The organism is Haemophilus paracuniculus, assembly GCF_002015115.1.
Lineage (GTDB): Bacteria > Pseudomonadota > Gammaproteobacteria > Enterobacterales > Pasteurellaceae > Haemophilus_E > Haemophilus_E paracuniculus.
Genome location: NZ_MUYA01000008.1, coordinates 38422 through 64739, shown reverse-complemented (window position 1 = coordinate 64739; position 26318 = coordinate 38422). Strand labels below are relative to the sequence as shown.

General features: G+C 45.8%; 27 protein-coding genes. 19 read left to right on the top strand and 8 right to left on the bottom strand.

Translation table 11 applies throughout. From position 1 onward, the window contains the following. Positions 1 to 50: 50 nt before the first annotated feature. A complete protein-coding gene (gene accB, locus B0187_RS06590) occupies positions 51 to 521 on the top strand; it encodes an acetyl-CoA carboxylase biotin carboxyl carrier protein (RefSeq protein ID WP_078237070.1) in 471 nt (156 codons plus the stop codon). Positions 522 to 600: 79 nt separating this feature from the next. Next, a complete protein-coding gene (accC, locus tag B0187_RS06585; protein WP_078237069.1) occupies positions 601 to 1944 on the top strand; it encodes an acetyl-CoA carboxylase biotin carboxylase subunit in 1344 nt (447 codons plus the stop codon). A 155-nt stretch (positions 1945 to 2099) separates the two neighbouring features. On the opposite strand, the gene argS is transcribed toward accC, so the two are convergent. Beyond that, a complete protein-coding gene (gene argS / locus B0187_RS06580; RefSeq protein ID WP_078237068.1) occupies positions 2100 to 3827 on the bottom strand; it encodes an arginine--tRNA ligase in 1728 nt (575 codons plus the stop codon). Between the two features lie 37 nt (positions 3828 to 3864). On the opposite strand from argS, the gene B0187_RS06575 reads away from it, so the two are divergent. From B0187_RS06575 to B0187_RS06565, 3 genes are read left to right on the top strand one after another with little or no spacing between them, the layout of a single operon-like run. Next, entirely contained in the window at positions 3865 to 4461 is a 597-nt protein-coding gene (locus B0187_RS06575; RefSeq protein WP_078237210.1) for a VOC family protein, read from the top strand. Positions 4462 to 4483: 22 nt separating this feature from the next. Then, complete coding sequence (locus B0187_RS06570) at positions 4484 to 4948, top strand: outer membrane lipoprotein (RefSeq protein WP_078237067.1); 465 nt, start codon at positions 4484 to 4486, stop codon at positions 4946 to 4948. Between the two features lie 27 nt (positions 4949 to 4975). Further along, complete coding sequence (locus B0187_RS06565; RefSeq protein WP_078237066.1) at positions 4976 to 5251, top strand: deoxyribose-phosphate aldolase; 276 nt, start codon at positions 4976 to 4978, stop codon at positions 5249 to 5251. A gap of 53 nt (positions 5252 to 5304) precedes the next feature. Here the strand turns inward: B0187_RS06565 and B0187_RS06560 are convergent, their stop codons facing one another. Beyond that, positions 5305 to 5613: a DUF4298 domain-containing protein gene (locus B0187_RS06560; protein WP_078237065.1), complete on the bottom strand. Its 309-nt coding sequence runs from the start codon at positions 5611 to 5613 to the stop codon at positions 5305 to 5307. Between the two features lie 140 nt (positions 5614 to 5753). Here B0187_RS06560 and B0187_RS06555 point away from each other — a divergent pair, with 140 nt between their 5' ends. Beyond that, complete coding sequence (locus tag B0187_RS06555) at positions 5754 to 6959, top strand: ribosomal protein uL16 3-hydroxylase (protein ID WP_078237064.1); 1206 nt, start codon at positions 5754 to 5756, stop codon at positions 6957 to 6959. Positions 6960 to 7024: 65 nt separating this feature from the next. Here the strand turns inward: B0187_RS06555 and tpiA are convergent, their stop codons facing one another. After that, a complete protein-coding gene (gene tpiA, locus B0187_RS06550) occupies positions 7025 to 7885 on the bottom strand; it encodes a triose-phosphate isomerase (protein WP_078237063.1) in 861 nt (286 codons plus the stop codon). A gap of 200 nt (positions 7886 to 8085) precedes the next feature. Here tpiA and B0187_RS06545 point away from each other — a divergent pair, with 200 nt between their 5' ends. From B0187_RS06545 to B0187_RS06510, 8 genes are all read left to right on the top strand, one after another. After that, complete coding sequence (locus B0187_RS06545; RefSeq protein WP_078237062.1) at positions 8086 to 9972, top strand: MotA/TolQ/ExbB proton channel family protein; 1887 nt, start codon at positions 8086 to 8088, stop codon at positions 9970 to 9972. Then, a complete protein-coding gene (locus tag B0187_RS06540; protein WP_211272714.1) occupies positions 9972 to 10667 on the top strand; it encodes an OmpA/MotB family protein in 696 nt (231 codons plus the stop codon). The genes B0187_RS06545 and B0187_RS06540 overlap by 1 nt, the downstream gene beginning before the upstream one ends. Continuing rightward, entirely contained in the window at positions 10664 to 11503 is an 840-nt protein-coding gene (locus B0187_RS06535) for an HNH endonuclease (protein WP_078237061.1), read from the top strand. Before B0187_RS06540 ends, B0187_RS06535 begins: the two co-directional genes overlap by 4 nt. A gap of 88 nt (positions 11504 to 11591) precedes the next feature. After that, on the top strand, positions 11592 to 12602 hold the full coding sequence (truD, locus tag B0187_RS06530; RefSeq protein WP_078237060.1) for a tRNA pseudouridine(13) synthase TruD: 1011 nt from the start codon (positions 11592 to 11594) through the stop codon (positions 12600 to 12602). A 42-nt stretch (positions 12603 to 12644) separates the two neighbouring features. Next, positions 12645 to 13259, top strand: a complete 615-nt coding sequence (gene rppH, locus B0187_RS06525; protein WP_078237059.1) for an RNA pyrophosphohydrolase — start codon at positions 12645 to 12647, stop codon at positions 13257 to 13259. Then, positions 13256 to 14050 carry a sulfite exporter TauE/SafE family protein gene (locus B0187_RS06520; RefSeq protein ID WP_078237058.1) on the top strand — a complete coding sequence of 265 codons (795 nt, stop codon included), beginning with the start codon at positions 13256 to 13258 and terminating at the stop codon, positions 14048 to 14050. Before rppH ends, B0187_RS06520 begins: the two co-directional genes overlap by 4 nt. A gap of 21 nt (positions 14051 to 14071) precedes the next feature. After that, entirely contained in the window at positions 14072 to 14866 is a 795-nt protein-coding gene (gene lgt, locus B0187_RS06515; RefSeq protein ID WP_078237057.1) for a prolipoprotein diacylglyceryl transferase, read from the top strand. 47 nt (positions 14867 to 14913) lie between these two features. Further along, positions 14914 to 15570 carry a phosphoglycolate phosphatase gene (locus tag B0187_RS06510; protein WP_078237056.1) on the top strand — a complete coding sequence of 219 codons (657 nt, stop codon included), beginning with the start codon at positions 14914 to 14916 and terminating at the stop codon, positions 15568 to 15570. A 46-nt stretch (positions 15571 to 15616) separates the two neighbouring features. Here B0187_RS06510 and mfd read toward each other — a convergent pair whose 3' ends face one another. Together mfd and B0187_RS10245 are read right to left on the bottom strand one after the other, a co-directional pair. Next, positions 15617 to 19117 carry a transcription-repair coupling factor gene (mfd, locus tag B0187_RS06505; RefSeq protein WP_078237055.1) on the bottom strand — a complete coding sequence of 1167 codons (3501 nt, stop codon included), beginning with the start codon at positions 19115 to 19117 and terminating at the stop codon, positions 15617 to 15619. A 233-nt stretch (positions 19118 to 19350) separates the two neighbouring features. Further along, a complete protein-coding gene (locus B0187_RS10245; RefSeq protein ID WP_158078227.1) occupies positions 19351 to 19494 on the bottom strand; it encodes a hypothetical protein in 144 nt (47 codons plus the stop codon). Between the two features lie 64 nt (positions 19495 to 19558). On the opposite strand from B0187_RS10245, the gene B0187_RS06500 reads away from it, so the two are divergent. Together B0187_RS06500 and B0187_RS06495 are read left to right on the top strand one after the other, a co-directional pair. After that, entirely contained in the window at positions 19559 to 21061 is a 1503-nt protein-coding gene (locus B0187_RS06500; protein WP_143413767.1) for a sodium-dependent transporter, read from the top strand. A gap of 10 nt (positions 21062 to 21071) precedes the next feature. Further along, a complete protein-coding gene (locus B0187_RS06495; protein WP_078237053.1) occupies positions 21072 to 21164 on the top strand; it encodes a methionine/alanine import family NSS transporter small subunit in 93 nt (30 codons plus the stop codon). Between the two features lie 157 nt (positions 21165 to 21321). Here the strand turns inward: B0187_RS06495 and panF are convergent, their stop codons facing one another. The 3 genes from panF to metJ all read right to left on the bottom strand — a co-directional run bounded on the left by panF (position 21322) and on the right by metJ (position 23371). Continuing rightward, complete coding sequence (panF, locus tag B0187_RS06490) at positions 21322 to 22746, bottom strand: sodium/pantothenate symporter (protein WP_078237052.1); 1425 nt, start codon at positions 22744 to 22746, stop codon at positions 21322 to 21324. Beyond that, entirely contained in the window at positions 22739 to 22972 is a 234-nt protein-coding gene (locus B0187_RS06485; protein ID WP_078237051.1) for a YhdT family protein, read from the bottom strand. The genes panF and B0187_RS06485 overlap by 8 nt, the downstream gene beginning before the upstream one ends. Before the next feature lie 81 nt (positions 22973 to 23053). Further along, positions 23054 to 23371, bottom strand: coding sequence for a met regulon transcriptional regulator MetJ (gene metJ, locus B0187_RS06480; RefSeq protein WP_078237050.1), 318 nt, complete (start codon positions 23369 to 23371; stop codon positions 23054 to 23056). 147 nt (positions 23372 to 23518) lie between these two features. Here metJ and B0187_RS06475 point away from each other — a divergent pair, with 147 nt between their 5' ends. The 3 genes from B0187_RS06475 (at position 23519) to B0187_RS06465 (ending at position 26313) form a co-directional block, all read left to right on the top strand. After that, the gene (locus B0187_RS06475; RefSeq protein ID WP_078237049.1) at positions 23519 to 24268 is read left to right on the top strand and encodes an MlaA family lipoprotein; all 750 of its coding nucleotides are present in this window, start codon (positions 23519 to 23521) and stop codon (positions 24266 to 24268) included. A gap of 166 nt (positions 24269 to 24434) precedes the next feature. Beyond that, a complete protein-coding gene (gene tig, locus B0187_RS06470) occupies positions 24435 to 25733 on the top strand; it encodes a trigger factor (RefSeq protein ID WP_078237048.1) in 1299 nt (432 codons plus the stop codon). A 130-nt stretch (positions 25734 to 25863) separates the two neighbouring features. Then, on the top strand, positions 25864 to 26313 hold the full coding sequence (locus B0187_RS06465; protein ID WP_078237047.1) for a rhodanese-like domain-containing protein: 450 nt from the start codon (positions 25864 to 25866) through the stop codon (positions 26311 to 26313). Positions 26314 to 26318: the final 5 nt, after the last annotated feature.

The following is a 26318-nucleotide window of genomic DNA, read 5'->3' as shown; positions in this document are numbered from 1 at the left end:
CATTAGGTTGGTCGGAAAATCCCTAAAACCTCAAATAATGGAACATCACTATGGATATTCGCAAAATCAAAAAACTTATCGAATTAGTTGAAGAATCAGGCATTACTGAGTTAGAAGTGTCTGAGGAAGAAGGCACAGTACGCATCAGCCGTGCCGCCCCAGCGGTTAGCCCTGCGGTGCAATACGTTGCCGCCCCACAAGCGGTGGCTTCTGCCCCAGTTTCTGCACCACAACCAGCCAACCCAGCGGCGGCAGCACCTGCCCCAGCAGTAACGGCAGATGAAAGCGGCCACGTGGTGCTTTCGCCAATGGTGGGGACGTTCTACCGCAGCCCAAGCCCAGATGCGAAGCCGTTTGTGGAAGTGGGTCAAAGCGTAAAAGTGGGCGACACCCTCTGCATCGTGGAAGCAATGAAAATGATGAACCGCATTGAGTCAGACAAAGCTGGCGTGGTGAAAGCCATTCTGGTAAACGATGGCGAAGCGGTAGAATTCGACCAAAAACTCATCATTATCGAATAATCAAAACGGGCGAATTGCGAAATTTGAGAAAATCTCACCGCTTGCAATTCGCCGTTTTCACTTTAAAAGGAACACGACAATGTTAGAAAAAGTTGTGATTGCGAACCGTGGCGAAATTGCGTTGCGTGTGTTGCGTGCCTGTAAAGAGTTGGGCATCAAAACGGTGGCGGTACATTCCACGGCTGACCGTGAACTCAAACACGTTTTATTGGCGGACGAAACGGTCTGTATCGGCCCTGCCCCGTCCACCAAAAGCTACCTCAACATTCCTGCGATCATCTCGGCTGCCGAAGTAACGGGGGCGGACGCAATTCACCCTGGTTACGGCTTCTTATCGGAAAATGCCAATTTCGCCGAGCAGGTTGAAAAATCAGGCTTTACCTTTATCGGACCAACTGCCGATGTTATTCGCTTAATGGGCGATAAAGTTTCTGCGATCAATGCAATGAAAAAAGCGGGCGTGCCGTGCGTGCCAGGCTCTGACGGTCCGATCGGCAACGATCCTGCCAAAAACAAAGGGATCGCCAAGAAAATTGGCTACCCTGTGATCATCAAAGCCTCGGGCGGCGGTGGCGGTCGTGGTATGCGTGTGGTGCATCACGAAAAAGATTTGGAAGAATCGATCGCAATGACCAAAGCCGAAGCGAAAGCGGCGTTCAACAACGATATGGTTTATATGGAAAAATACCTCGAAAATCCACGCCATATCGAAATCCAAGTGTTAGCCGACACCCACGGCAATGCGGTTTACCTTGCCGAGCGTGATTGCTCAATGCAACGCCGCCACCAAAAAGTGGTGGAAGAAGCCCCAGCCCCAGGCATTACGGACGAGTTACGCCAATATATCGGCGAACGTTGTGCCAATGCTTGTATCGAAATCGGCTACCGTGGGGCAGGGACATTCGAGTTCCTCTACGAAAACGGCGAATTTTACTTCATCGAAATGAACACCCGCTTGCAAGTGGAACACCCTGTTACCGAAATGATCACAGGCGTGGACTTAGTGAAAGAACAGTTACGCGTAGCGGCAGGCTTGCCGTTGTCGTTCAAGCAGTCTGACATCAAAGTGCGTGGACACGCAATGGAATGTCGTATCAATGCGGAAGATCCAGCGACTTTCTTGCCTTCACCAGGTAAAATCGACCGCTTGCACGTGCCAGGTGGCTTAGGCGTGCGTTGGGATTCCCACATCTACGCAGGTTACAGCGTGCCACCGCACTACGATTCAATGATCGGCAAACTCATCACTTTCGCGGAAAATCGTGAAATTGCGATTGCTCGAATGGAAAACGCCCTCTCTGAAACCATCGTATCAGGCATTAAAACCAACATTCCGCTGCATAAACAAATTATGGCAGACGAAAATTTCCGCCAAGGTGGCACCAACATTCACTACCTTGAAAAGAAATTGGGTTTGAAATAACAAGCGGTCAGATTCCCGCAAATTTCAATTAAAATTAACAAAGGACGCATTTGCGTCCTTTATTTTTTGCCCGATCAAGGACGCCAGCGTGGCGTCCCTACGTAGGGACGCGATGTTCGCGTCCCAAATAAACGTTTGAAATTTTCCGATCTCAATTACATCTTCTCAACCGTCTTAATCCCCAACAAATCCAACCCTTGTTTGAGGGTTTTCGCGGTGAGGTGGGCGAGTTTGAGGCGGCTGTTTTTGGTTGGCTGTTCCGCGTTGAGGATCGGGCAGGCCTCGTAGAAGCTGGAAAAGACGCCCGCCAGTTCATAGAGGTATTGGCACAAAATGTGTGGCATACCGTCTTTCGCCACGGCGGTTACCGCTTCTTCAAATTGCAAAAGTTTGAGGGCAAGCGACCGCTCTTTGTCTTCGGCAAGGACGATTTCCCCCGTGAGACGGCTCGGATCGATGTCGGCGCGGCTGAAAATCGAGCAAATCCGTGTGTAGGCGTATTGCATATAAGGGGCGGTGTTGCCCTCAAAGCTCAGCATATTATCCCAGTCGAAAACGTAGTCGGTGGTGCGGTTTTTTGAGAGATCGGAATACTTCACCGCCCCAATAGCCACCGCCTCAACCACGGCGGCTTTCTCGCAAGCGGTCAGATTTGGATTTTTTTCTGCAATCAATTTTTCGGCGCGTTCGACCGCCTCATCTAATAAATCGGCGAGTTTCACCGTGCCACCCGTGCGTGTTTTGAACGGCTTACCGTCTTTGCCCAACATCATTCCAAAGTTGTGATGTTCGAGCTGGAAGCTCTCTGGCACATAGCCTGCCTTGCGGGTGATGAGCCACGCCTGTTGCATATGCTGGCTTTGGCGAGTGTCGGAAAATACCAAGGCACGATCCGCTTTTAAAGTGTGGCAACGGTATTTCGCCGCCGCAATGTCGGTGGTGGTGTAGAGGAATCCGCCATCTTTTTTCTGCACGATCACGCCCATCGGCTCGCCCTCTTTGTTTTTGAATTCGTCCAGATAGACCACCAACGCCCCATCATCTTTCACCGCTAAGCCTTGTTTTTGTAAGTCAGCCACGATTTCTGGCAACATCGGATTGTACAAACTTTCGCCCATTACATCGTTTTCGGTGAGGGTGACATTGAGGCGATCGTAGTTGAGTTGGTTTTGTTGCATTGTGATATTGACCAACTTTTTCCACATCGTACGGCAGTATTCATCGCCACTTTGCAATTTCACCACATAGTTGCGCGCCTTTTCCGCAAAGGCTTGATCGCTGTCGTAATGCGCTTTGGCAGCACGATAAAACGCCTCTAAATCGCTCAATTCCATTGCGGTGGCGTTTTCGTTTTCCATTTTTTCGAGGTAGGCGATCAACATACCGAATTGCGTACCCCAGTCGCCGACGTGGTTGGCACGGATCACCTTATTCCCTAGAAATTCTAAGGCTCGTACCACCGCATCGCCGATAATGGTCGAACGCAAATGCCCGACGTGCATTTCTTTCGCTACGTTTGGCGAGGAATAATCCGCCACCACCGTTTGCGGTTGGGCGGTTTCGAACCCTAATTTGGCGTGCGTGAGGGCTTGCTCGGCATTGCTCGCCAACCATTGTGGGGAAAGGAAAATGTTAATAAAGCCCGGTCCTGCGATCTCTAATTTGTCGGCAATGTTTGAAAGGTCGAGGTTATCTAACACTTTTTGGGCGAACTCACGCGGATTGACCCCCAATTTTTTAGCCGCCCCCATAATGCCGTTGGCTTGGTAATCGCCAAATTGCGGTTTCCCCGATTGACGCACCAACGCCTCAACCCCTTGTTCTGCCCCTGCTTGCACCATTGCTTGCTGAATTTTTTGCGATAGAATATGCTGAATGTTCACGTTAAATCCTAATTTTTACACTGAAAAAATGCCGTCTATCATACAAGAAAACGCAAAAATTTTCGAGAATCTGACCGCTTGTTTTGGCGATTTGGCTCGCTTTTCTCGCCAAATTGCGGATATTGCAAAAGTGGCTCGGATCGACCTTTCGCCATTAGTGATTGATCATTTGGCGGTGCGAATGAATGATCTTACCACCGCCGAGCAGTGGCGGGAGATGTTGCAGTCGCAGAGTCGTCTGCTCAAAATGAGCGAAGTGAATGGTCGCCCGATCTATTTATTTGAGCTAAACGCACCGCTTGTTTTTTTGGATCAATCGGTATCAATAATTGAATTGCCGTTTCCAAAAGGAAAAATCTATCCTGAACAGGGTTGGGAACATATTGAGGCGGTGTTTCCAATGCTCGAAGGGGAAAGCGTTGAGGCGTGGATTGAGCGAACCTTGACCACCTTTGGCTTGGCGGAGAATCCCGAGCTGACATTAAAAATCAGCGAACCGAAAGTGGCAGGCGAGAGATTGCCAAACCCAAGTGTGGCGATTACGTTGAAATCGGGAACTTCTCTGAATAATTGTTGTCTTAAAGTCCACCCTTATGGTATAAATGATGTAATTTGTTCAGAAATCCATTTCTGAATTTCTTTACTTGGAGTACAATATGAAAAAATTTGGATTAGCAGCGGCATTATTCGCTTCTTTAACCTTGGCTGGTTGTGCAAACACCGATGTGTATAGCGGTAGCGTATATAGCGGCAGTCAAGCAAAAGAAGCTCGTTCGATTAGCTATGGTACAATCGTGTCGGTGCGTGATGTAAAAATCCAAGCAGATAACCAAGGCGTTCTTGGTTCATTAGGCGGCGGTGCTATTGGTGGTATCGCTGGCTCGACCGTTGGTGGTGGTACTGGTCAAGCGATTGCAACCGCTGTGGGTGCGATTGCAGGTGCAGTGATTGGTAGCACAATCGAAGAAAAAGCGAGTCAAGTTTCTTCATTAGAAATGGTTATTCGCAAAGACAATGGTCAAGAAATCGTGGTCGTTCAGAAGAAAGAAAACGGTTTCGTACCTGGCAAACGTGTAAGAATCGTGGGTTCAAACTCTGATCTTAACGTTTCTCTACTTTAATAAAATAAACCCTCATAAGGAAACGTAATGAAAAAACTTTCTCTTGCTGTATTAGCATCAATCGTATTAGCAGGTTGTACTGCAAATGTTTACTCAAACAAAGGTAATGCGACTATCTTAGATAGCAAATTCCTTTCTAACGATGTTGTTGAGCTTACTGTTCAAAAAGACAACGGCGAAATCGTGAAAATGACTCGTCAATACGATGCACACGCTGCGGTAGGTGCTCGTGTAACCGTTAGCGACAACTACGAACACCAAGATTCAGATTTAAAAACCATCACTCGTTACGAGTTCAAATAATCTGAACAGATAAAAAGAACCCCGATGATTCGGGGTTTTTTATTGGGTGGCATTTATTTTTGCACTTTTTCGGCTAACTCAATCCACGTTTCCGCAATCCCTTGCTGGCTTGCCACTAAATTGTAAACGGCATCTTCACTTAACACGCCGCAGGGTGTGCCAGCGGGGATCTCGCCCTCATCAAAGGCAGCATAATCCTCACGCCAATCGCCGTTGAAATAATATTCAAACAGCTCGCCCATTTCGGGTTGTAAGGCTTGCCATTTTTCTTGCAGGGCTTCCATTTCCGCCATTAGGGCTTCCGCTTGATTGAGGATATTTTCCATTTTCGCAATTTGTTGCAGACGTTGTTCTGATAACATTTGAATTTCCCTTTGATTAAAATTAAAAATGTGGCAAGTATAACGTAATTTTTTTGCCAAAACCGACCGCTTGTTGTATTTTTTACCCCAAATGAACCGCTTATCGGGTAGAATAACCGAAATTTAACGGAGGACGCACGATGAACATTCCACTTTGCTTACCTGAAAACATTACCCCTGAAATTTTCCTGCGTGATTATTGGCAGAAAAAGCCACTGTTGATCCGCAATGGCTTACCGCAGATTGTTGGGCTGTTTGAGCCGCAGGATATTATTGATCTCGCTCAGGAAGAAGATGTTACCGCTCGTCTGATCCAAACCCACATTACGGACGAGGGCGAGAAATGGTCGCTCAAACGTAGCCCGTTGCAAGCGGTCGATTTTGAAAATTTACCCGAAAAATGGTCGGTGCTGGTGCAAAATTTGGAACAGTGGTCGCCAGAATTGGGGGCATTGTGGCAGGCGTTCAGCTTTATTCCCCAATGGCAACGAGACGACATTATGGTCTCGTTCGCCCCGAAAGGTGGCTCGGTCGGCAAGCATTATGATGAATATGATGTTTTCCTCGTGCAGGGCTATGGGCATCGCCGTTGGCAGTTAGGCAAATGGTGCGATCCGAGTACCGAATTTAAACCGAACCAGCCGATCCGCATTTTTGACGATATGGGCGAATTGGTGCTGGACGAAGTGCTTGCCCCAGGCGATGTGCTTTATGTGCCGTCTCGCCTTTCTCACTACGGGGTGGCGGAAGATGATTGCTTGACCTTTTCGTTCGGCTTGCGTTTCCCGAATGCGGCGGATTTGCTCGAAAATCTGTGCAAAACCCTTGAACATCAAGGGGAATCTTTGCCGAATGCCGAGTTCCAAATTCCGTTTAGATTATCGCCACAAACCCAGCCGAATGCGTTGCTCGATCCGAAAATGGTAACGAATCTTAAACAACAACTGATTTGGTTACTGCAAAATTCCGAGCAATTTGACGGCATTTTTACCCATAGCGTAGCGACTGCGGTTAGCCAACGCCGTTACGAATTGCTGACGGGCGATAACGAATACTACCCAGACGAAGTGCAAGAAGTGCTGGAAGCGGGCGGTTGGATTCAACAAGACGCCAACGTGAAAATCCTCTACACCGAAAACCCGTTACGCATTTATGTGAACGGCGAATGGATTGACGAATTGAGCGAAGCGGAAGCGAATTTGCTGATCCGCATTGCCAACGGCGACAGCATTTCGTGGAACAAACTCGCCTCAAAAGTGGCAAGCCAAGACGAACTAGAATTGCTACTCGACAGCCTGTGCGATTGGCTGGATAGCGGTTGGATTGTGCTAGAAGAAGCAGAATAACAGCCGAAGAACCAAAACAAAACCCCACTCAGTGAGTGGGGTTTTTACGTTTAACCAACCGCTTGTTAGGCTTTCGCTTTTTCCGCTGCTTTTACGATCACCGCAAACGCAGGGGCTTTTAATGACGCACCGCCCACTAACGCACCGTCAATGTCTGGCTGAGTAAAGAGTTCTGCCGCGTTCGCATCGTTTACCGAACCGCCGTATTGGATAATCACTTGATCCGCCACTGCTTGCGATTTGGCTGCGATATGACCACGAATGAATTTATGCACTGCTTGTGCCTGAGCTGGGGTGGCTGATTTTCCTGTGCCGATTGCCCAAACTGGCTCGTAAGCGATCACTGCACCGTTGAAGGCTTCCACACCAAGGGTGTTTAACACCGCATCTAACTGTTTCGCACACACCGCTTCGGTTTGACCTGCTTCGTTTTCCGCTTCGGTTTCGCCGATACATAACACTGGCACTAAGCCTGCTTCTTTCAATGCCGCAAATTTTTTCGCGATAAATTCATCGCTCTCTTTGTGGTAAGTGCGGCGTTCTGAATGTCCGATGATGATGTATTTCGCCCCGAAATCTTTCAACATCGCCGTTGAAATATCGCCCGTGAACGCACCGCTTACGTTTACGTCCACGTTTTGTGAGCCGAGAGATAGAATTTGTTTCACTTCGCAATCGCAACCCTCGCAGTTGCAAGAACAGCTACAACCGCATTTTTCGGTGTTGCATTTGCAATCAGGGCAACCACAACCGCAACTGTTGATTGCCGCTTCCGCTTCTGCCAAATACATTACTGGCGGGGCGATTGCCACATCACAACCTGTTACGCCTTTTAATTCTTGTTTCAAGCTCGCCACTAATTCTTTTGTGAACGCCTTGCTACCGTTTAATTTCCAGTTACCCATTACAAGTGGACGACGTGCCATTTTGATTTCTCCATATTGAGTTAAAGTTAAATACAAGCGGGCGGATTATAGCGAAATTTTGCAGGAAAATCGAAAAAATCTATATGAGCAAAATGTTAATGAGTTGTTAATAAAATTGTTTTTTTATTTTTGTGGACAACCGTTTTTTTTTTTTTACAATCGGTGAGTTTTACTCAAAATATCTTTTATAAGGTCTATTTATGTTTATTTCTTCATTTGAAAATTTTCTGAAAAACTTATCCTCAGATATCATCACAAATAGTTTTTTCTTTGTTTTAGTCTCTATCTTTTGTATAGGATTGTTTACTTTCTTTTTTCGAGATGAAAAGGAAAGGTATCGTAACTTTTCAGAGTATGCACCTGTATTGCTCACTTCGATAGGTATTTTAGGGACATTTACGGGGGTTGTTGCTGGTTTATTGAACTTTGATGTGAATGATATTAACGGCAGTATTACGGAATTGCTCGGCGGAATGAAAACAGCCTTTTTAACCAGTGTTATTGGGCTTTGTTTTTCCATTTTGTTGAAAACTTCTTATACGCTTTTAGAAAGGAAAAAATCTGACCAAGAAGATAGTGAAGATTTAGATATTCAAATGGTTGTCAATAAAATTCATACCTTATCCAACAATTCTTCAAGCCAGCTGAATTTAATGCAACAGCTATCTGAAAATATGCAAAAAATGGTAAATGTATTAGGTAGTGAGGCGGATAGCAGTTTATTAGGACAAATTAAATTATTAAGAAGTGATATGTCGGATAATTATAAGCAATTTAAAAATGAATTATTACCAATGGTAACAAATGTTGAAAACATTGCAAAATCGCTTGGTAGTGATTCTGATAGTAGTATTTTAGGTCAAGTAAGACTGCTGAGAACCGATTTATTAGATAACTATAAAAAATTCAATCCAATGATTGAGAATATTGAAAAGGTTTATCAGTTACTTGTAGAAAATAAAACAGAATTTGATGACTTCGAGAATAAACTATGGATTAAATTGCAAGATTTTGCAGATATGATGTCAAAATCTGCAACGGAAGCCGTTATTGAAGCATTGAAACAAGTGATTCAGGACTTTAATAATAATCTTACCGAGCAATTTGGCGAGAATTTTAAAGAGCTTAATCGTGCGGTTATGGCGTTGATTGATTGGCAAGAAAATTATAAAAATCAGTTAAATGAAATGATTGCTCTTTATAATGCAGGGGTTCAATCACTTACAGTAACTGAAAGTTCAATTGCGAAAATTGAGGGTTCTACCCAGGCTATTCCAACTACAATGGAAAAATTAAGTAGTGTGATTGCAACAAATCAGCACCAAATTGATAATTTAGGAAATCACTTAAACAGTTTTGCTGAATTAAGAGATAAGGCTATTCAAGCTGTGCCTGAAATTCAAAATCAAATTTCTGCTATGTTAAGTAATATGGAAAAAGGTAATGGTGATTTGATTCAAAGTGTTAAAGCTGGTGGTGAGCAATTAAAACAATCTTTAAATCAATCAGCAGAACAATTGTCTGAAAGTTTTGCTGCAAGTGGAAATAAATTTGTGCAAAAACTAACTGATTCATCAGAAGAGTTTGCAAAAACAACACGTCAAGCGAACGAGTTAATTTCAAGTAATATTGAAAATGTTCGTACAACAAGTCAAGAAATTAAAGTAAATCTGGAAGCAACGGCAAAATCAATGAGTGATCAGCAAAAAGTATTAAATCAAGAATTTAAACAAATGGCTGAACAAATTACTCAATTTGCACAAAAATGGCAAAATGAATTTGATACAAATACACGTCAAATTCAAGAAAGATTTGCACAATCCATTGATGAAATGATGAAAAAACAATTATCTGAAAATACCCGCTTGATGACTCGTTTGGAAGAAGAAAATAAAAAAGCTCTTGCCACAACAGGTGAGAGTGTTGAGAAACAGTTGAAGTTGATTGATACTTCAATGGAAACTGAGCTTAAACGAGTAATGGAACAAATGGGGACATCATTAGCGACTATTAGCCGTAAGTTTACGGACGATTATAAAGAATTAGTGAATCGAATGGTTGAAATTACAAATTATAGAGGTCGTTAATGAAAATTGATTTCAGTAAATTAGCTAAAAAATCGAACGATAGCGATGATTCTCAATGGCTTCCTGTTTCAGATTTAATGTCTGGCTTAATGATCCTTTTCTTGTTTATTGCGGTGAGCTTTGCATTGAATGTGCGAAAAATTGCAGAAAATTACCAAGATAATCAAGATAAAATTTATCAAGCATTAAAGAATGAGTTTCAGCCAAATTTAGATGAATGGAAGGCTAAAATTGATAAAGATTCATTAACATTTATTTTTACTGATCCAGAGGTTTTGTTTGCTACGGGTAAATCCGATCTTCAACCCCGTTTTAAGGATATTCTTGAACAATTCTTTCCTCGTTATATTAAAGTGATCGATGAGTATAAATCTTCAATCAATGAAGTAAGAATTGAGGGGCATACAAGTAGTAAATGGAATATGGATTCAAATGAAGATGAAGCATATTTTAAAAATATGAATCTTTCCCAAGAAAGAACGCGTTCCGTTTTAGAATATACTTATAATTTGTCAGATGTAGCACAATATCGTTCTTGGATAAAGGCTCATTTTTCAGCAGTAGGCTTATCTTCATCTCAACCTATTAAAGATAAATATGGTAATGAAGATGAAAATGCCTCAAAGCGTGTTACCTTTAAAATTATTACCAATGCGGAAGAACAGTTGCAGAAAATTTTGGGGGCAGGGCAATGAAATTAGATGTGAATTTCAATGCTTTGTTAGCATGTGTTCAACGAATGGGGTGTGATAGTTTAGTTTCGGTCAAAATTGATAATTCAACTCAATTTATTCCTACATTTGATACGCGACTTGAAACAACAGATGGCGTAGAAGTTGGGTTAGATGAGGTTGAGCTAGTTAATGATGTTTTTGTCTTTAATGGGCAACAAGTATTATTGTTTATTCCAGATCATAGCTACAAAGGTGTTGAAGCTGTTTGTTTAGAGCCTTCATTAGGTAATAAATATCATTTAACACATTGTGATACATTAGAAAATATGCGTTTGCGTAATCGTTTTAATCGTTATCACGTTACAACTAATCGCAGTGGGTATTTTAAAATTTATGATAATTTGAAAAATGAAGCGGAAGTACCATTACAAGTATGTAAAATGTGTTTGACTAAATTAAATTATAAAAATTATATAACTAATCGTACGAATGTTTTTCGTCAATTTAATTTAGATGAATTTTTTAATCATTACTTAGCAATTTTGGATAATTTACCGCAAAATGTAGGGCAAGATAAGGCTGGTTATGTAGATAATTGGGGTGAAATATCAAAAAATTATCGAGCCTCAAAAAATTGGTGTTGTGAGGATTGTGGTGTGAATTTAAGCACTGATAAGCATTTGCTTGATGTGCATCATAAAAATGGTGTGAAACAAGATAACTCTATAACCAATCTGAAAGCAGTATGTAAAGAGTGTCATCAAAAGCAAGATAGCCACGACCATTTATCTGTATTACTCGCAGTTTCAATGCGATTAGATGAGTTGCGAAGATTACAAGGTATCACAAGATATTGATTGAAATTTTATCAGTAGAGTTGTTACACTTTATATAGAGTTACTAAAAGCACGTTTAGAACGTGCTTTTTATTTTTAAGGAATCAAAATGCAACTAAATTATTTGAACGGTTCGCCGTTGCAAGCGGGGCGATTAAAGGCGGAATTTGCCGATTTTATCGTGAAAGAAGAGTTGGGCTATCCGCTCTCGGGCGAGGGGGAATTTGTGGCGGTGAAGATCCGCAAAACGGACGCAAACACCCTCTATGTGGGCGAGAAATTGACGGAATTTGTCGGGATCTCGCCGAAAAATATGAGTTACGCAGGCTTAAAAGATCGCCACGCGGTAACCGAACAATGGTTTTGCCTGCACCTTGCGGGCAAAGAACCCCCCGATTTTTCCGCTTTTCAGCTGGACGGGGTGGAAGTGCTGGAAATCACTCGCCACAACCGCAAAATTCGGATCGGCAGTTTGGCGGGCAACCATTTTGAATTGTTATTGCGAGATGTGGTGGAAACGGACGATCTCAACGCCCGTTTGGCACGTTTGCAAGCGGTCGGATTTCCCAATTATTTTACCGAACAACGTTTCGGGCGAGACGGGCATAATCTCACCCAAGCCCTACGTTGGGCAAGCGGCGAGATTAGCGTGAAAGATCGCAAAAAACGCAGTTTTTACCTGTCGGCGGCACGCAGTGAAGTGTTTAATTTGGTGGTGTCAGATCGGATTGCGAGCCAAACCATTTCGCAAGTGCAGGTGGAAGATCGTTTGCAGTTGGCTGGCTCGAACAGCTTTTTTGTGGCGGAACAAAATGAATTGGCGACTTTGCAACAGCGATTGGATTCGGGCGATCTTTTGCTGACCGCACCGCTGATCGGCGAAAATTCGCTGGAACGGACCCTTTGCAAGGCGGAACAAGGGATCATCGTTCAACATCAAGCCTTGGTCGCTTTGATGAAAAAAGAGCGAATGTCCGCCGCTCGCCGAGCAATGCTCTGCAAACCGCAAAACCTCGAATGGCAATTTGAGCCAGCAGGTTTACGCCTGAAATTCTTTTTGGACGCTGGCAGTTATGCCACGGCGTTGGTGCGGGAACTTGTTCAAATTGCCGAAGTATGAAACAATCCGCCTATCAAACATTAACAGAAGAAAGGTGATCGAGTGATCGATTTCGATGGCTACCGCCCCAATGTTGGGATCGTCATCTGCAATAAGCTAGGGCAAGTTCTCTGGGCGAAACGGTTTGGTCAAAACTCGTGGCAGTTTCCGCAAGGGGGCATTAACGAGGGGGAAAACATTGAGCAAGCAATGTACCGTGAGCTTTACGAGGAAGTCGGCTTATCCAAAAAAGATGTGCGATTATTATGGGCGTCAAAGCATTGGTTAAAATATAAGCTACCCAAGCGGTTAGTTCGCACGGAAAATTCGCAGCCCGTTTGCATCGGGCAGAAACAGCGTTGGTTTTTGTTGCAATTAGTGAGCGATGAGAGCGAAATCAATCTCAAAGCCACCAAAAACCCCGAATTTGACGGCTGGCGTTGGGTCAGTTTTTGGTATCCCGTGCGGCAGGTTGTGTCGTTTAAACGTGATGTTTATCGCAAGGTAATGAAAGAATTTGCCGCCATTTTGCTGAACGAAAACAAAAAGCAAGAGGGCGAGAAGTTCCGCCCTGAAAAGCGAGAGCCAAAACGGGAACCGCACAAAGCCGAGCAGGGCAAGCGAGAATTCCGCAAGCCCCACAAGGCTTGGCATCATCAAAGAGGAAAAACAGTATGATTACAGTCTTTATCGGCTTCTTAATTTTAGGGGCGGTCGCAGGTTTTTTAGCGGGCTTGTTTGGCATTGGTGGCGGAATGATTATCGTGCCAACCCTCGTTTGGTTATTGCCAAAAATCGGCGTGCCTGATGATTTGTTGATGTCGATTGCGTTAGGCACATCATTTTCGACCATTGTGATCACCACCTTTTCCGCCGCCCAACGCCACAATAAATTAGGCAATGTGGAATGGGGCGTGGCGAAAGTGTTTGTGCCAGCCTTAATGGTGGCGGTGTTTGTGTCGGGCTTGATCGTGAGCGATTTACCCAAAGAGATTATGATGAAAATCTTTGCGGTAATGGTGCTTTATTTATCGCTGAAAATGGTATTTTCCCTCAAACAGCAAAACACGGAAACCAAACCGCTCACTACGCAGTCAATGTTGGTGGCAGGGGGCGTAATTGGCGTGTTATCCAGCCTTGCAGGCATTGCAGGCGGGGCGTTTATCGTGCCGTTTTTAAATGGGCGAGGCATTGAGCTGAAACGAGCGATTGGCACGTCCTCGCTCTGCGGTGGCTTACTCGGGCTAGCGGGTACTTTAAGTTTTATTTTTAGTGGCTGGGCGACCCCGAATTTGCCAGCTTATTCACTCGGTTACGTTTATTTACCTGCGTTGATCGGCATTGTCGCCACCTCGTTTTTTACCTCAAAATTAGGGGCAAATGCGGCGAATGTTCTGCCCGTTCCCGTGCTGAAAAAAGCCTTTGCGGTGATGTTAATGTTGATCGCCCTTAATATGTTTTTGAAATAATCTGTTTTTACAAGGAAATTTATGCAACAGCAATTTATTACCTTTCCGACTATCGACCCTGTGATGTTAAAACTGGGGCCGATTTCGATTTATTGGTACGGAATGATGTATCTGTTCGGTTTTGGTTTTGCCTATTGGTTGGGCGTTCGCCGTGCAAAAAAATCGAACGGGGTGTGGACGGTCGAACAAGTCGATCAACTGATTTTTAACTGCTTTTTAGGGGTGGTGCTAGGCGGACGCATTGGGGATGTTTTTTTCTACGGATTCGACCGCTTGTTGCAAGATCCGCTCTACCTTTTCCGCATTTGGGAAGGGGGAATGTCGTTCCACGGCGGTTTAATCGGCGTGATTGTGGCGATGATTTGGACGGCTCGCCATCAAGCCCGTGGCTTTTGGCAGACCGCTGATTTTATCGCACCGCTGATCCCATTCGGTTTAGGAATGGGGCGAATTGGTAACTTCATCAACGATGAATTGTGGGGCAGAGTAACCGATGTGCCGTGGGCGGTGCTGTTCCCGAATGGTGGCTATTTGCCACGCCACCCCTCACAACTGTACGAAGCCTTTTTAGAGGGTGTGGTGCTGTTCTTCATTTTGAACTGGTTTATCCGTAAACCTCGCCCAGCGGGTTCGGTGGCGGGCTTGTTCTTAGTTGGCTACGGCGTATTCCGTTTTGTGGTGGAATACTACCGTGAGTTTGATCCGAATGTGAACACCGCGGCGGATTTAATCACCCGCGGGCAGTTGCTCTCATTGCCGATGATTATCGGCGGGGCAATTATTATGCTACTCGCTTACAAATTTAATCGTAAATAATAAACGGGGGATTGATTCCCCCTTTTCTTTTTCAAAGGATTTCTAAAATGCAAAAATATAAATTGATCGGCTTTGATTTAGACGGCACTTTGATTAACACTTTGCCCGATTTAACTCTTGTGATTAACTCAACCCTCGCCGAAGCGAATTTGCCAACCGCCACCCCCGATTTGGTTTTAACTTGGATCGGCAAGGGGGCGGATGTCTTTTTTGCCAATGCGATCAAATGGGTTAATCAGCCCTTTTCTGACGAGCAACTTCGCCAGCTTCGCCAACGGTTCGACCATTTTTACGCCACCTATGTGTGCGAGCAAAGTGAGCTTTATCCGAATGTGAAATCCACCCTCGAAGCCTTGCGAGCCAAAGGCTATCCGCTGGCGGTGGTAACCAATAAACCGACCAAATTAGTTCAGCCTGTGTTGCAAGCGTTCGGCATCGATCACTTCTTCTGCGAAATGTTGGGCGGACAATCCCTGCCCGCGATCAAACCGCACCCCGCCCCCCTTTACTATTTGTGTGGCAAATTCGGCTTGCACCCCCACGAAATTTTATTTGTGGGCGACTCGGAAAATGATGTGATCGCGGCAAAAAACGCAGGCTGCGAAGTGGTGGGGCTGACTTATGGCTATAACTACAACGTCCCAATCGCCAACCCCACCTATGTGTGTGAGGATTTTGCGGAAATTTTGAGGATTGTGGGCTAATACAAGGGGTAGGATTTTGCGGAATTTCACAAAATCCCACCCCTTGTTATGCACTTTCGCTTAACTTACTAATCAACTCTTCCACAAACCTCAACCGCTCTGCATTGCTTGCAAGCGGTAGGCTAAAGCGGAATTTTTGCTGTCCTTCAAATTTATAGACATTTTTCGCCGACTGGATCAAGTTGAGGAATTTCATCGGGTCGGGTTGGGCGGTGGGTTTAAATTCAAGGTAGCCGCCGTTGATGCCTGCGTCCACTTTCTTCAAGCCTAAATCTTTGGCGAGGTGGCGAAGTTGAGTGATTTGGAACAGGTTTTTGGTCGCTTCTGGCAGTAAGCCGAAGCGGTCGATCAGCTCGACTTTCAAGTCTTTCAAGGCTTCCGCATTGTCGGCACTGGCGATCCGTTTGTAGAACGACAACCGCATATTGACATCTGGCACATAATCATCAGGCAGCAGGGCAGGAATGCGTAGCTCAATCTCCACCTGACTTTGAGTAATTTCGTCCAAACTTGGCTCACGCCCGTCCTGCAAGGCTTTGACCGCATTTTCGAGCAGATCCATATAGAGGGAAAAACCGATACTTTCGATCTGTCCGCTCTGTTCGCTACCGAGCAGTTCGCCCGCCCCACGAATTTCGAGATCGTGGGTGGCAAGCACGAAGCCAGCCCCCAAATTATCAATCGAACTCAACGCCTCTAACCGCTGTTGAGCGTCTTTGGTCAGGGTTTTCGGGTGTGGCGTGAGTAGATAGGCGTAGGCTTGATGGTGGGAACGCCCCACCCGTCCACGCAGTTGGTGCAGTTGTGCCAAGCCGAATTTATCCGCTCGCTCAATGATAATGGTGTTGGCGGTCGGCACGTCAATCCCCGTCTCAATAATGGTCGAGCAGACCAGCAAATTAAAGCGTTGATGATAAAAATCGCTCATCACTTTTTCCAGCTCACGCTCTCGCATCTGCCCGTGTCCGATCACAATTCTCGCCTCTGGCACAAGCTCGGCGAGCTGGGCGGCACAATTTTCAATGGTCGCCACATCGTTATGCAGGTAGTAAACCTGTCCGCCACGCAGGATTTCACGCAAAATCGCCTCACGAATCACGCTATCCTCGCTTTGTCGCACAAAGGTTTTGATCGTCAAACGGCGAGCAGGCGGACTGGCGATAATCGAGAGATCACGCATTCCGTTCAACGCCATATTAAGGGTGCGAGGGATCGGGGTGGCGGTGAGAGTCAGAATATCGACATTGGCTCGCAGTTGCTTGATTTTCTCTTTTTGACGCACGCCGAAACGGTGTTCTTCATCGATCACGAGCAAGCCCAAATCACGGAACTGGACATCGTCTTGCAACAGTTTGTGCGTCCCGACCAAAATATCGACCTTGCCCTCGGCAACTCTTTCCAAAATCGCCTTTTGCTCTTTGGCAGTTTTGAAACGGGAAAGCACTTCCACGTTGATCGGCAAATTGGCGAAACGATCTTTGAAATTTTCGTAATGCTGTTGAGCCAACAGGGTGGTCGGCACAAGCACCGCCACCTGTTTGTGATTTTCCACCGCCAAGAACGTGGCACGCATTGCCACTTCGGTTTTGCCAAAGCCCACATCGCCACACACAAGGCGATCCATTGCTTTCGGCTGGCACATATCGCTAATTACCGCATTGATCGCCGATTTTTGATCTTCGGTCTCTTCAAAGGGGAACGTGTTGGCAAATTGCACGAAACTGTCGCGATCGTAGGCAAAAGCGAAGCCTTGTTGCGATTCCCGTTTGGCGTAAACGTCCAACAATTCCGCCGCCACATCACGAATTTTCTCGGCAGCTTTTTGGCGAGTTTTGACCCACGCCTCGCTGCCGAGCTTATGCAAGGGGGCGGTTTCGTCCGCACCGCCGATATAGCGAGAAATCAGGTGCAACGAGGCGACTGGCACATAAAGTTTCGCCTCATTCGCATAATTGAGCACCAGATACTCCGCTTTCACGCCGCCCGTGTCTAGCACGGTCAAGCCAGCGTAACGCCCCACCCCATTTTCCAAATGCACCACCGCTTGCCCGATTTTCAGCTCGGCAAGGTTGCGAATCAGGGTGTCGGGATTGACAGTTTTGCGATTTTTCTCGGCTCGGCGGCTCTGTTGCACCTTTTCGCCGAGTAAGTTGGTTTCGCAAATAATTGCCAGCATCTGACCGCTATCTCCCCCTGCTTGCGGGGGGAGTGGGGCGAAGCCCCGAGGGGGGCTAAGAATAAAACCTTGATCAAGGCTACCAATCATCAACGAATAATCCGCTTGAATATCCGCTAACTGTTTGATTTGTTTCGGTTTTATTCCCAACGGCGAGAGCAAATCGAGCAAGGTTTCGCGTCTGCCCTCACTTTCCACCGAAAAGAGGATTTTCCCTTTGAATGTTTGGCGGAATTGGTTAAACGCTACGAACGGATCTTTCTGACTGGATTGAATCGCCAACTCGGGCAAGGCTTGCACATTGGCATTTTGTTTGGCGACGGATTTGCGGATTTTCTCGCTGGTTAAACTCAAACGAGGGTAATTTTTCAGCCATTGGTTGATCTGCTCAATGCTAAACCACAATTTTTCAGGCGGCAGCAACGGTCGCATCGGATCAACGCGATGATTTTCATAACGTTTTGCCGTATCTTGTTGAAATTGCTCGGCTTTTTGCTGAATGTCCGCATAAGTAATAAACAGCGTTTCTTTCGGCAGATAATCAAACAGGCTCGCCATTTCCTCAAAAAAGAGAGGCTGCCAATACTCAATCCCTGCGTTCAAAATGCCCTTGCTCACTTGCTGATAAATATGCTCTGGCTCACGGCGGATCTCGCCGAATTGTTCACGGAACTTGCCACGAAAATGCTCGATTGCGTTGCTATCTGTCGGGAACTCGTGGGCTGGCAACAAATTGATTTCGTTGATTTCCGCAATGGTGCGTTGGCTGTCCACATCAAAGGTGCGGATCGAATCAATTTCATCATCGAAAAAATCCAAACGGAACGGCGATTCTGCCCCCATTGGATAGAGATCGAGCAACGCCCCCCGCACCGCATATTCCCCATATTCCAACACCTGTTCCACCGCCCGATAGCCTGCATTTTCAAGCTGTAATCGCAGTTTTTGAATGGAAAAACGGTCGCCTTTTTTAATCAATAACACATTATTGGCGAGATAGCTCGGCGGACAAAGTTTTTGCAGTAAGGTATTGATTGGTAACAGAAAAATCTGCTTCCGCCCCTGTTGCAACTGAAACAACGCCGACAAACGAGCCGAAATAATATCTTGGTGTGGCGAAAAATTATCGTAGGGCAAGGTTTCCCAATCGGGAAAAAGCTGCACCGCCAGCTCACTAAATTGCGGCAGGCTTTTTTCTAGCCGTAATGCAGTGCGGCTGTCGGGGGTAATCACAATGCTTAACCCATTGAATTTATTCGCAATTTGGCTGATCGCCAATACATCCGAATGTCCGACTAAATTGCCGAGGGTTTGATGATCTTGATGAGTGCCGCCCTGTTGCGGTAAGGTAAATTGCAGTTCAAAAGTCATAACAAGCGGTAGGATTTTTTAAAATTTTGCCTATTGTACTCAACTTTGCCACTCAACTTGCAAAAATTTTGCGGAAACTGACCGCTTGTAACGGGGGATTTTGGCGATTAACGCCGTTCTTTACAAAAAAGTTCCCGTTTTTTTGGTAAAAATTGCTAAAAAATAGTTGTGCTAAAAATGGCGATCAAAATTTATATAATTTGCTAAATGTTGGGATAAGTTAGTGTTTAATGCTAAAAATAAAGCAAAAATTCAGCATAATTCGCTACAATTTCCGCTAAAAATCCCTTTTTAATATATTTTCCACCCTTTACTTTTTGCCATTTCTTCGGCATATTTCCCGCCCTTGCGATTATTCGCAATACTTTTTCTGACAATGCAACAATGGGGTTGCATTATTTCTTTAATGATACGAGGATCTTTTCCGTGACTAATCAAACAATGTCGGCAGGCGAAAGCAGAGAAACGTTCTCTGGTCGTAGTGCCTTTATTTTAGCCGCTATCGGTTCAGCGGTCGGCTTAGGAAACATCTGGCGTTTCCCTTACACCACTTATGAAAACGGCGGTGGTGCGTTCATCATTCCTTACCTTGTAGCACTTTTAACCGCAGGGATTCCACTTTTATTCTTGGATTTCGCCATCGGTCATCGCTACCGTGGTGCAGCCCCACTCTCGTTCCGCCGTTTAAACAAGGGTTATGAAACCTTTGGTTGGTGGCAGGTGTTGGTGAACGTGATTATCGGCGTTTACTATGCGGTGGTGCTTGGTTGGGCGGCGGTTTACACCTACTTCTCAATCAGCAAACAATGGGGCGACAAGCCCGTTGATTTCTTCATCGGCGAATTTTTGAAAATGGGCGACATCAGCAACGGTGTGAGCTTTGAATTCGTTGGAATGGTGGTTTATCCGCTGATTGCGGTGTGGATTATCGCCCTTGCGGTGTTAGCGTTAGGCGTACAAAAGGGGATCGCCAAATCTTCTTCGGTGTTAATGCCGTTGTTGGTGGTAATGTTTCTTGTGTTGGTGGTTTCTTCCCTGTTCCTACCTGGGGCGGCGAAAGGCTTAGATGCGTTGTTTACGCCTGATTGGTCAAAACTCTCTGATCCAAGTGTGTGGATTGCCGCTTACGGTCAAATCTTCTTCTCACTCTCGATCTGTTTCGGGATTATGATCACCTACTCATCTTACTTGAAGAAAAATTCAGACCTCACTGGCACGGGCTTGGTGGTGGGTTTCGCCAATTCAAGTTTTGAAGTGTTAGCAGGGATCGGCGTGTTCGCGGCACTCGGCTTTATGGCTGCGTCCGCAGGGCAAGAAGTGAGCGAAGTGGCGAAAGGCGGAATCGGCTTGGCATTCTTTGCGTTCCCAACCATTATCAACAACGCTCCATTCGGCTCGGTGCTGGGCGTGCTGTTCTTCGGTTCATTAACCTTTGCTGCATTAACTTCATTTATTTCTGTTATTGAAGTAATCATCGCGGCAGTGCAAGACAAACTCAAAATGGGTCGTGTCAAATCGACTTTCGTGGTTGGCTTACCAATGATGTTTGTGTCAGTTACCCTATTCGGCACAACCACAGGCTTGCCAATGCTTGATGTAATGGACAAATTCGTGAACTACTTCGGTATCGTGGCGGTGGCGTTCGTGTCCTTGATTGCGATTGTGGCGAACGAAAACCTCGGCTTGCTCGGCAACCACATCAACAAAACCTCTTCATTCAAAGTGGGCTTCTTGTGGCGTTTAAGCATCGTGGCAACCACCGGCATTCTCGCCTTTATGTTGTTGAGCGAAGGGGCGAAGCTCTTTACCAACGGCTACGAAGGCTACCCAAGCTGGTTCGTGAACACCTTCGGCTGGGGAATGGCAGCCACCCTCGTGGTGGTGGCGTTCTTGCTTTCTCGCTTGAAATGGAAAAACGAAACCAAATTTGAAGTAGAAGAATAAGGGGAACAGAATGAGTACCAGTGCAATTATTATGATGGTGGTTGCGATTTCAATCATCTGGGGCGGATTAGCCCTTGCGATTCGCAACTTGCCGAAAGAGTAAGAAATTAAGCTAAACAAGCGGTGGGATTTGCAAAAATTCCACCGTTTTTTATTGGATATTCTGAGACTTATTTTATTAGGGCGGATTTTATATCCGCCCTCAATCTACGAGGAACAGGATTTTGTGAAATTTCTCAGAATCCCATCCCTTGCATTGGCTATTTTCTACTGCCGAATAAGTTTCCGATCAAAAACGCCACTAAGCCGATCAGCAGGGCTGGGACGATGGCGTGGAAGCTGAATAGGCTGATTTTGAAGGTGGTTAAAATGCCGTAGCTGATTAAGCCGCCGAGCATTGAGCAGATTGCACCCGTGGCGTTGGCGTTTTTCCAGTAAAGCCCTAGCACGATGACCCAAAGGAAAGTGGCTTCCAAACCGCCAAATGAGAGCAAGTTGAGCCAAATCAGCATTTCGGGCGGATTAAAGGCGGCGAAAATTAAGCCGACCGTGAGGATTAAGGTGGTAAGGGTCGAGAACCATTTGATTTGGCGTTCGTTTTGAATCGCGTTCGGTTTAACCGCCAAATAGAGATCCTTAATCAAGGTTGAGGAAGATTGAATCAGTAACGAGTCAATCGAGGACATTATCGCCGCCATTGGGGCGGCGAGGAAAATCCCTGCGACCACGGGCGGTAGCACTTGCATCATTAGGGTTGGGATTACTTGATCCGCCACTTTCAGATCAGGCACAACCGCTCGCCCCAACACGCCCGAGAGGTGCATTCCCAACATCAGCACCGCCACCACCACCGTGCCGATCACAATCGCTCGGTGCAAGGCTTGGCTATCTTTATAAGCCATACTACGCACCGCCAGATGTGGCAAGCCGATCAAGCCAAAGCAAACCAGCACCCAAAACGAAGTCATAAAGGTGAAATCGAGGGGGCGTTCGTCAATGCCGTAAGGGGCCGTCAGTTGCGGGTTAATGCTTTCGAGAGCGTTCATCGCATTTTCGACCCCGCCCGTGGCGTACAAAATCCCACCGAGTAACAGCAACGTGCCGATCATCATTACCGAGCCTTGAATGGTGTCGGTCAGCACCACCGCACGGAATCCGCCGATAAAGGTGTAAACGCCTACGGTGAGGGCGAAAATCAGCAAGGCGGTTTGGTAAGGAATGCCGAGGGTGGTTTCAAGCAGTCGCCCTGCCCCGATAAATTGGACGGTCATCATCGCAAAAAAAGATAGCAACAAAGCAACGCACGCAATCCAAACCACAAAGGGGTTTTGGTAACGAGCCAGTAGCATATCGTTGATGGTTACCGCTTTATGTTGGCGAGCCAGCATCGCAAAGCGTTTGCCGAGCGAGCCGAGGGCGAGCAACACCGCTGGTACTTGAATCATCGCCAACAGCACCCAGCCTAAGCCATATTTATACGCTGCCCCTGGCCCGCCGATAAAGGAACTCGCCCCCACATAAGTGGCGGCGGTGGTCATCGCCAGCACGAACCCCGACATTGAGCGTCCGCCCACATAATATTCTGAGAGAAAGCTACCGCTTGTACGCTGGCGATAGGCGTAAAATGCCACCCCAAACACAAAGGCGAGGTAAACGATCAGTGGCAACAGAATTTCGCTATTCATCGAGCTTCCCCTCTAAATCAATCGGTTGGTAAATCGCTTTGACCGCCCACGCCACCAAGCCGATAAAGCCAAGGGGCAAGTAAATGCAGGCAAGTTCAAACCAAAGGGGAAAACCAAGTAAGCCCCTGCCCGCAGGCGAAAAATAGGCAAAGCCGATCCAGCCGAACAGATAAATCAGCGTCAGCCAAACTGCCCAACGAGCTTCTCGATTGAGTTGATGTTGCATTGAGGTTGTTCCTTTAAATTTAGTCAAAATAAAACCCCTCTGGCAAAAATCGTTGGCGAGGGGCTTTGGGAAGAAAGTGGATTAGTATTGCCATTCATCAGGATCGATGCCTAGCTCTCGCATTTTGGCTTTGGCAGATTCTGGAATTTCATCGTTGCGTTCTTTGAGTAGGTCTTCGTCCGTTGGCAACGGCTGCCCCGTAAAGGCGTGCAAAAACGCCTCGCACAACAGTTCGCTATTGGTGGCGTGGCGAAGATTTTTAATTTGACGGCGGGTGCGTTCGTTGGTCAAAATTTCTAGCACCTTGATCGGAATCGACACGGTAATTTTCTTCACTTGCTCGCTTTTCTTGCCGTGTTCCACATAAGGGCTGATATATTCGCCGTTCCAATTTGCCATTTCGGTTACCTTTTCAATCTCAAAATAGGGGCATTATTGTAATCAAGATTTTCTGGTGTCGCAATCTAGACGGCTAGATTTCTATTCGCTAAAATGGCGAAAATTTATCCCTCAAAAAGTTAGTGATACTTCCGAATAAGGTCTCTTATGAAATTAAAATCTCTCTGTTTAGTGGCAAGCGTTCTCGCTCTTTCTGCCTGTTCTTCCACCATTGATCCTGCCACGGGGCAACGCAAAGATGCCCTCGAAGGTTTTAACCGTGCGATGTGGAAAGTCAATTATGAAGTGCTTGATCCCTATGTATTAAAACCTGCGGCAACGGGTTGGCGTGATTATGTGCCAAGCCCTGTTAAAACAGGCTTAGTCAATGTGGCAAATAACCTTGACGAACCTGCGAGCTTTGTGAACCGCTTGTTAGAGGGCGAAGGCAAGCAAGCAATGGTGCATTTCAACCGTTTCTGGATCAACACCGTGTTTGGCTTGGGCGGTTTAATTGACTGGGCGAGCAAAACCCCCGAATTGCGTTTAGATAAAGATCGCCGTGAATTTGGCGACACCCTCGGCACTTACGGCGTTGGCACAGGGGCTTATGTGATGTTACCTGGTTATGGGGCAACCACCCCTCGCCAAGCGGTCGGTAAAGTGGTGGATAACGCTTACCCTGTGCTTTCGTTGCTTACCTTCCCAATGTCGGCAGGGAAATTTGTGGTGCAAGGCATCGACACCCGCTCAAAATTACTCGATCAAGATGCGATGTTAAAACAGTCGGCTGATCCTTACGTTACGTTCCGCGAAGCCTATTTCCAAAACCTTGATTTCAAAGTGAAAGACGGCAAAACCGACAACACAAGCGGTCAGGAAACCCTTTCCGAAGAAGAGTTGAAAAACATCGACTAATCGATCTAAAAATTTGAGGCGATCTGACCGCTTGTAACGGCAGATCGCCCTATTTATATCTTGGCTTGCAGGGTTTCGATCACGAAAGTATCGACAGATCCTTTTCCATTCGTTACAATGCACGCCTATTTTTGTACCTATTTTTTACTCACAACTGAGGCAAACAATGTCATTCTCAATTGAAACAACCCAAGGCTTAGAACGCCGTGCAACCATTACCGTGCCAGCTGACAAAATCGAAGCAGGCTATAAAGAACAATTAAAAGGCTATGCGAAAAACGCACGCGTAGATGGCTTCCGTAAAGGTAAAGTGCCACATAGCATTATTGAACAGCGTTTCGGTTTAGCCGCGCGTCAAGATGTATTATCCGATGAAATGCAACGTGCATTCTTCGATGCGGTGATCGCAGAGAAAATCAACCTTGCAGGTCGCCCAACGTTCACCCCAAACAACTATCAACCAGGTCAAGATTTCAGCTTTACCGCAACGTTTGAAGTGTTCCCAGAAGTGGAATTAAAAGGTTTAGAAAATATCGAAGTTGAAAAACCAGTGGTAGAAATTACCGAAGCTGACTTAGATAAAATGATCGATGTGTTACGCAAACAGCAAGCGACTTGGGCAGAAAGCCAAGACGCAGCGAAAGCGGACGACCGTGTAACTATCGACTTCGTAGGTTCAGTGGACGGCGAAGAATTTGACGGCGGTAAAGCGACTGATTTCGTGCTATTTATGGGTCAAGGTCGTATGATCCCTGGTTTTGAAGAGGGCATCGTAGGTCATAAAGCAGGCGAGCAATTCGATATTGATGTTACTTTCCCAGCAGAATACCACGCTGAAAACTTAAAAGGTAAACCAGCAAAATTCGCGATTACCTTGAAGAAAGTCGAAAATATGGTGTTACCAGAAGTTACCGAAGAATTTGTGAAAAAATTCGGTTCAGCGAAAACCGTAGAAGAATTGCGTGCAGAAATTAAGAAAAATATGCAACGTGAATTGAAAAATGCGGTAACCGCTCGCGTAAAACGCCAAGTGATTGACGGCTTATTAGCCCAAAACGAAGTGGAAGTGCCAATGGCAGCGGTGGCGGAAGAAATTGATGTGTTACGCCAACAAGCGGTACAACGTTTCGGCGGCAAACCAGAAATGGCAGCACAACTTCCAGCGGAATTATTTGAAGCGGAAGCAAAACGCCGTGTGCAAGTGGGCTTATTGCTTTCAAGCGTGATCGGTTCAAATGAATTAAAAGTGGACGAAAAACGCGTAGAAGAAACTATCGCAGACATCGCCTCAGCTTACGAGCAACCAGCGGAAGTGGTCGCACACTATGCGAAAAACCGTCAATTAACTGAAAATATCCGCAACGTGGTATTAGAAGAACAAGCGGTGGAAGCGGTGCTTGCCAAAGCGAAAGTAACCGAAAAACACAGCTCGTTTGACGAAGTAATGTCGCAACAACAAGGCTAATTTCTCTCGAATGGACGAAAATTCGTCCATTCTGAATGTTTACAAGCGGTTACTTTTCGAGAAATTTTGCAAAAAATTGCCCGAAAACGACCGCTTTTTAATTTCACTTCATCAATAAAGAGAGAACAGAATGGAACTGACATTCGCACAACAGCTACAACAATTCGTTGCCAGCAACACCATTATGGTGGTGGCGTGGGTGGCATTGCTTGTGGCGGTGATTTTCAACTTCTACAAAGGGGCAACCAGCAAATTCAAAATCATTGAGAACGCTCAGGCGACCCAACTGGTCAACAAAGAAGACGGCGTAATCATCGACTTACGTTCAGATGCCGAATTTGGTGCAGGGCATATCGTGGATAGCGTTCACGTTTTGCCAAGCGACATTAAAGCGAACAAAGTGCAAACGATTGAAAAATATCAAGATCGCCCTGTGATCCTTGTCGACGCCAACGGCTTTACTGCGTCAAGCTCGGCAAATTTACTCACCAAACAAGGCTTTAACAAAGTTTACGTTCTCAAAGAGGGCATTCTCGGCTGGCGTGTCGCTAACCTACCTCTTGTGAAAAAACAAAAATAATCCAT

Coding starts and splice junctions, on each gene's coding strand:
- B0187_RS06510 (WP_078237056.1), top strand. CDS start 14,914: ATGCAAAAATATAAATTGATCGGCTTTGATTTAGACGGCACTTTGATT.
- B0187_RS06565 (WP_078237066.1), top strand. CDS start 4,976: ATGAAAAAACTTTCTCTTGCTGTATTAGCATCAATCGTATTAGCAGGT.
- B0187_RS06555 (WP_078237064.1), top strand. CDS start 5,754: ATGAACATTCCACTTTGCTTACCTGAAAACATTACCCCTGAAATTTTC.
- B0187_RS06535 (WP_078237061.1), top strand. CDS start 10,664: ATGAAATTAGATGTGAATTTCAATGCTTTGTTAGCATGTGTTCAACGA.
- B0187_RS06540 (WP_211272714.1), top strand. CDS start 9,972: ATGAAAATTGATTTCAGTAAATTAGCTAAAAAATCGAACGATAGCGAT.
- B0187_RS06545 (WP_078237062.1), top strand. CDS start 8,086: ATGTTTATTTCTTCATTTGAAAATTTTCTGAAAAACTTATCCTCAGAT.
- accC (WP_078237069.1), top strand. CDS start 601: ATGTTAGAAAAAGTTGTGATTGCGAACCGTGGCGAAATTGCGTTGCGT.
- B0187_RS06570 (WP_078237067.1), top strand. CDS start 4,484: ATGAAAAAATTTGGATTAGCAGCGGCATTATTCGCTTCTTTAACCTTG.
- B0187_RS06485 (WP_078237051.1), bottom strand. CDS start 22,972: ATGCAACATCAACTCAATCGAGAAGCTCGTTGGGCAGTTTGGCTGACG.
- tig (WP_078237048.1), top strand. CDS start 24,435: ATGTCATTCTCAATTGAAACAACCCAAGGCTTAGAACGCCGTGCAACC.
- panF (WP_078237052.1), bottom strand. CDS start 22,746: ATGAATAGCGAAATTCTGTTGCCACTGATCGTTTACCTCGCCTTTGTG.
- B0187_RS06475 (WP_078237049.1), top strand. CDS start 23,519: ATGAAATTAAAATCTCTCTGTTTAGTGGCAAGCGTTCTCGCTCTTTCT.
- tpiA (WP_078237063.1), bottom strand. CDS start 7,885: ATGGCACGTCGTCCACTTGTAATGGGTAACTGGAAATTAAACGGTAGC.
- mfd (WP_078237055.1), bottom strand. CDS start 19,117: ATGACTTTTGAACTGCAATTTACCTTACCGCAACAGGGCGGCACTCAT.
- B0187_RS06465 (WP_078237047.1), top strand. CDS start 25,864: ATGGAACTGACATTCGCACAACAGCTACAACAATTCGTTGCCAGCAAC.
- B0187_RS06520 (WP_078237058.1), top strand. CDS start 13,256: ATGATTACAGTCTTTATCGGCTTCTTAATTTTAGGGGCGGTCGCAGGT.
- lgt (WP_078237057.1), top strand. CDS start 14,072: ATGCAACAGCAATTTATTACCTTTCCGACTATCGACCCTGTGATGTTA.
- truD (WP_078237060.1), top strand. CDS start 11,592: ATGCAACTAAATTATTTGAACGGTTCGCCGTTGCAAGCGGGGCGATTA.
- B0187_RS06500 (WP_143413767.1), top strand. CDS start 19,559: ATGTCGGCAGGCGAAAGCAGAGAAACGTTCTCTGGTCGTAGTGCCTTT.
- metJ (WP_078237050.1), bottom strand. CDS start 23,371: ATGGCAAATTGGAACGGCGAATATATCAGCCCTTATGTGGAACACGGC.
- B0187_RS06495 (WP_078237053.1), top strand. CDS start 21,072: ATGAGTACCAGTGCAATTATTATGATGGTGGTTGCGATTTCAATCATC.
- B0187_RS06560 (WP_078237065.1), bottom strand. CDS start 5,613: ATGTTATCAGAACAACGTCTGCAACAAATTGCGAAAATGGAAAATATC.
- accB (WP_078237070.1), top strand. CDS start 51: ATGGATATTCGCAAAATCAAAAAACTTATCGAATTAGTTGAAGAATCA.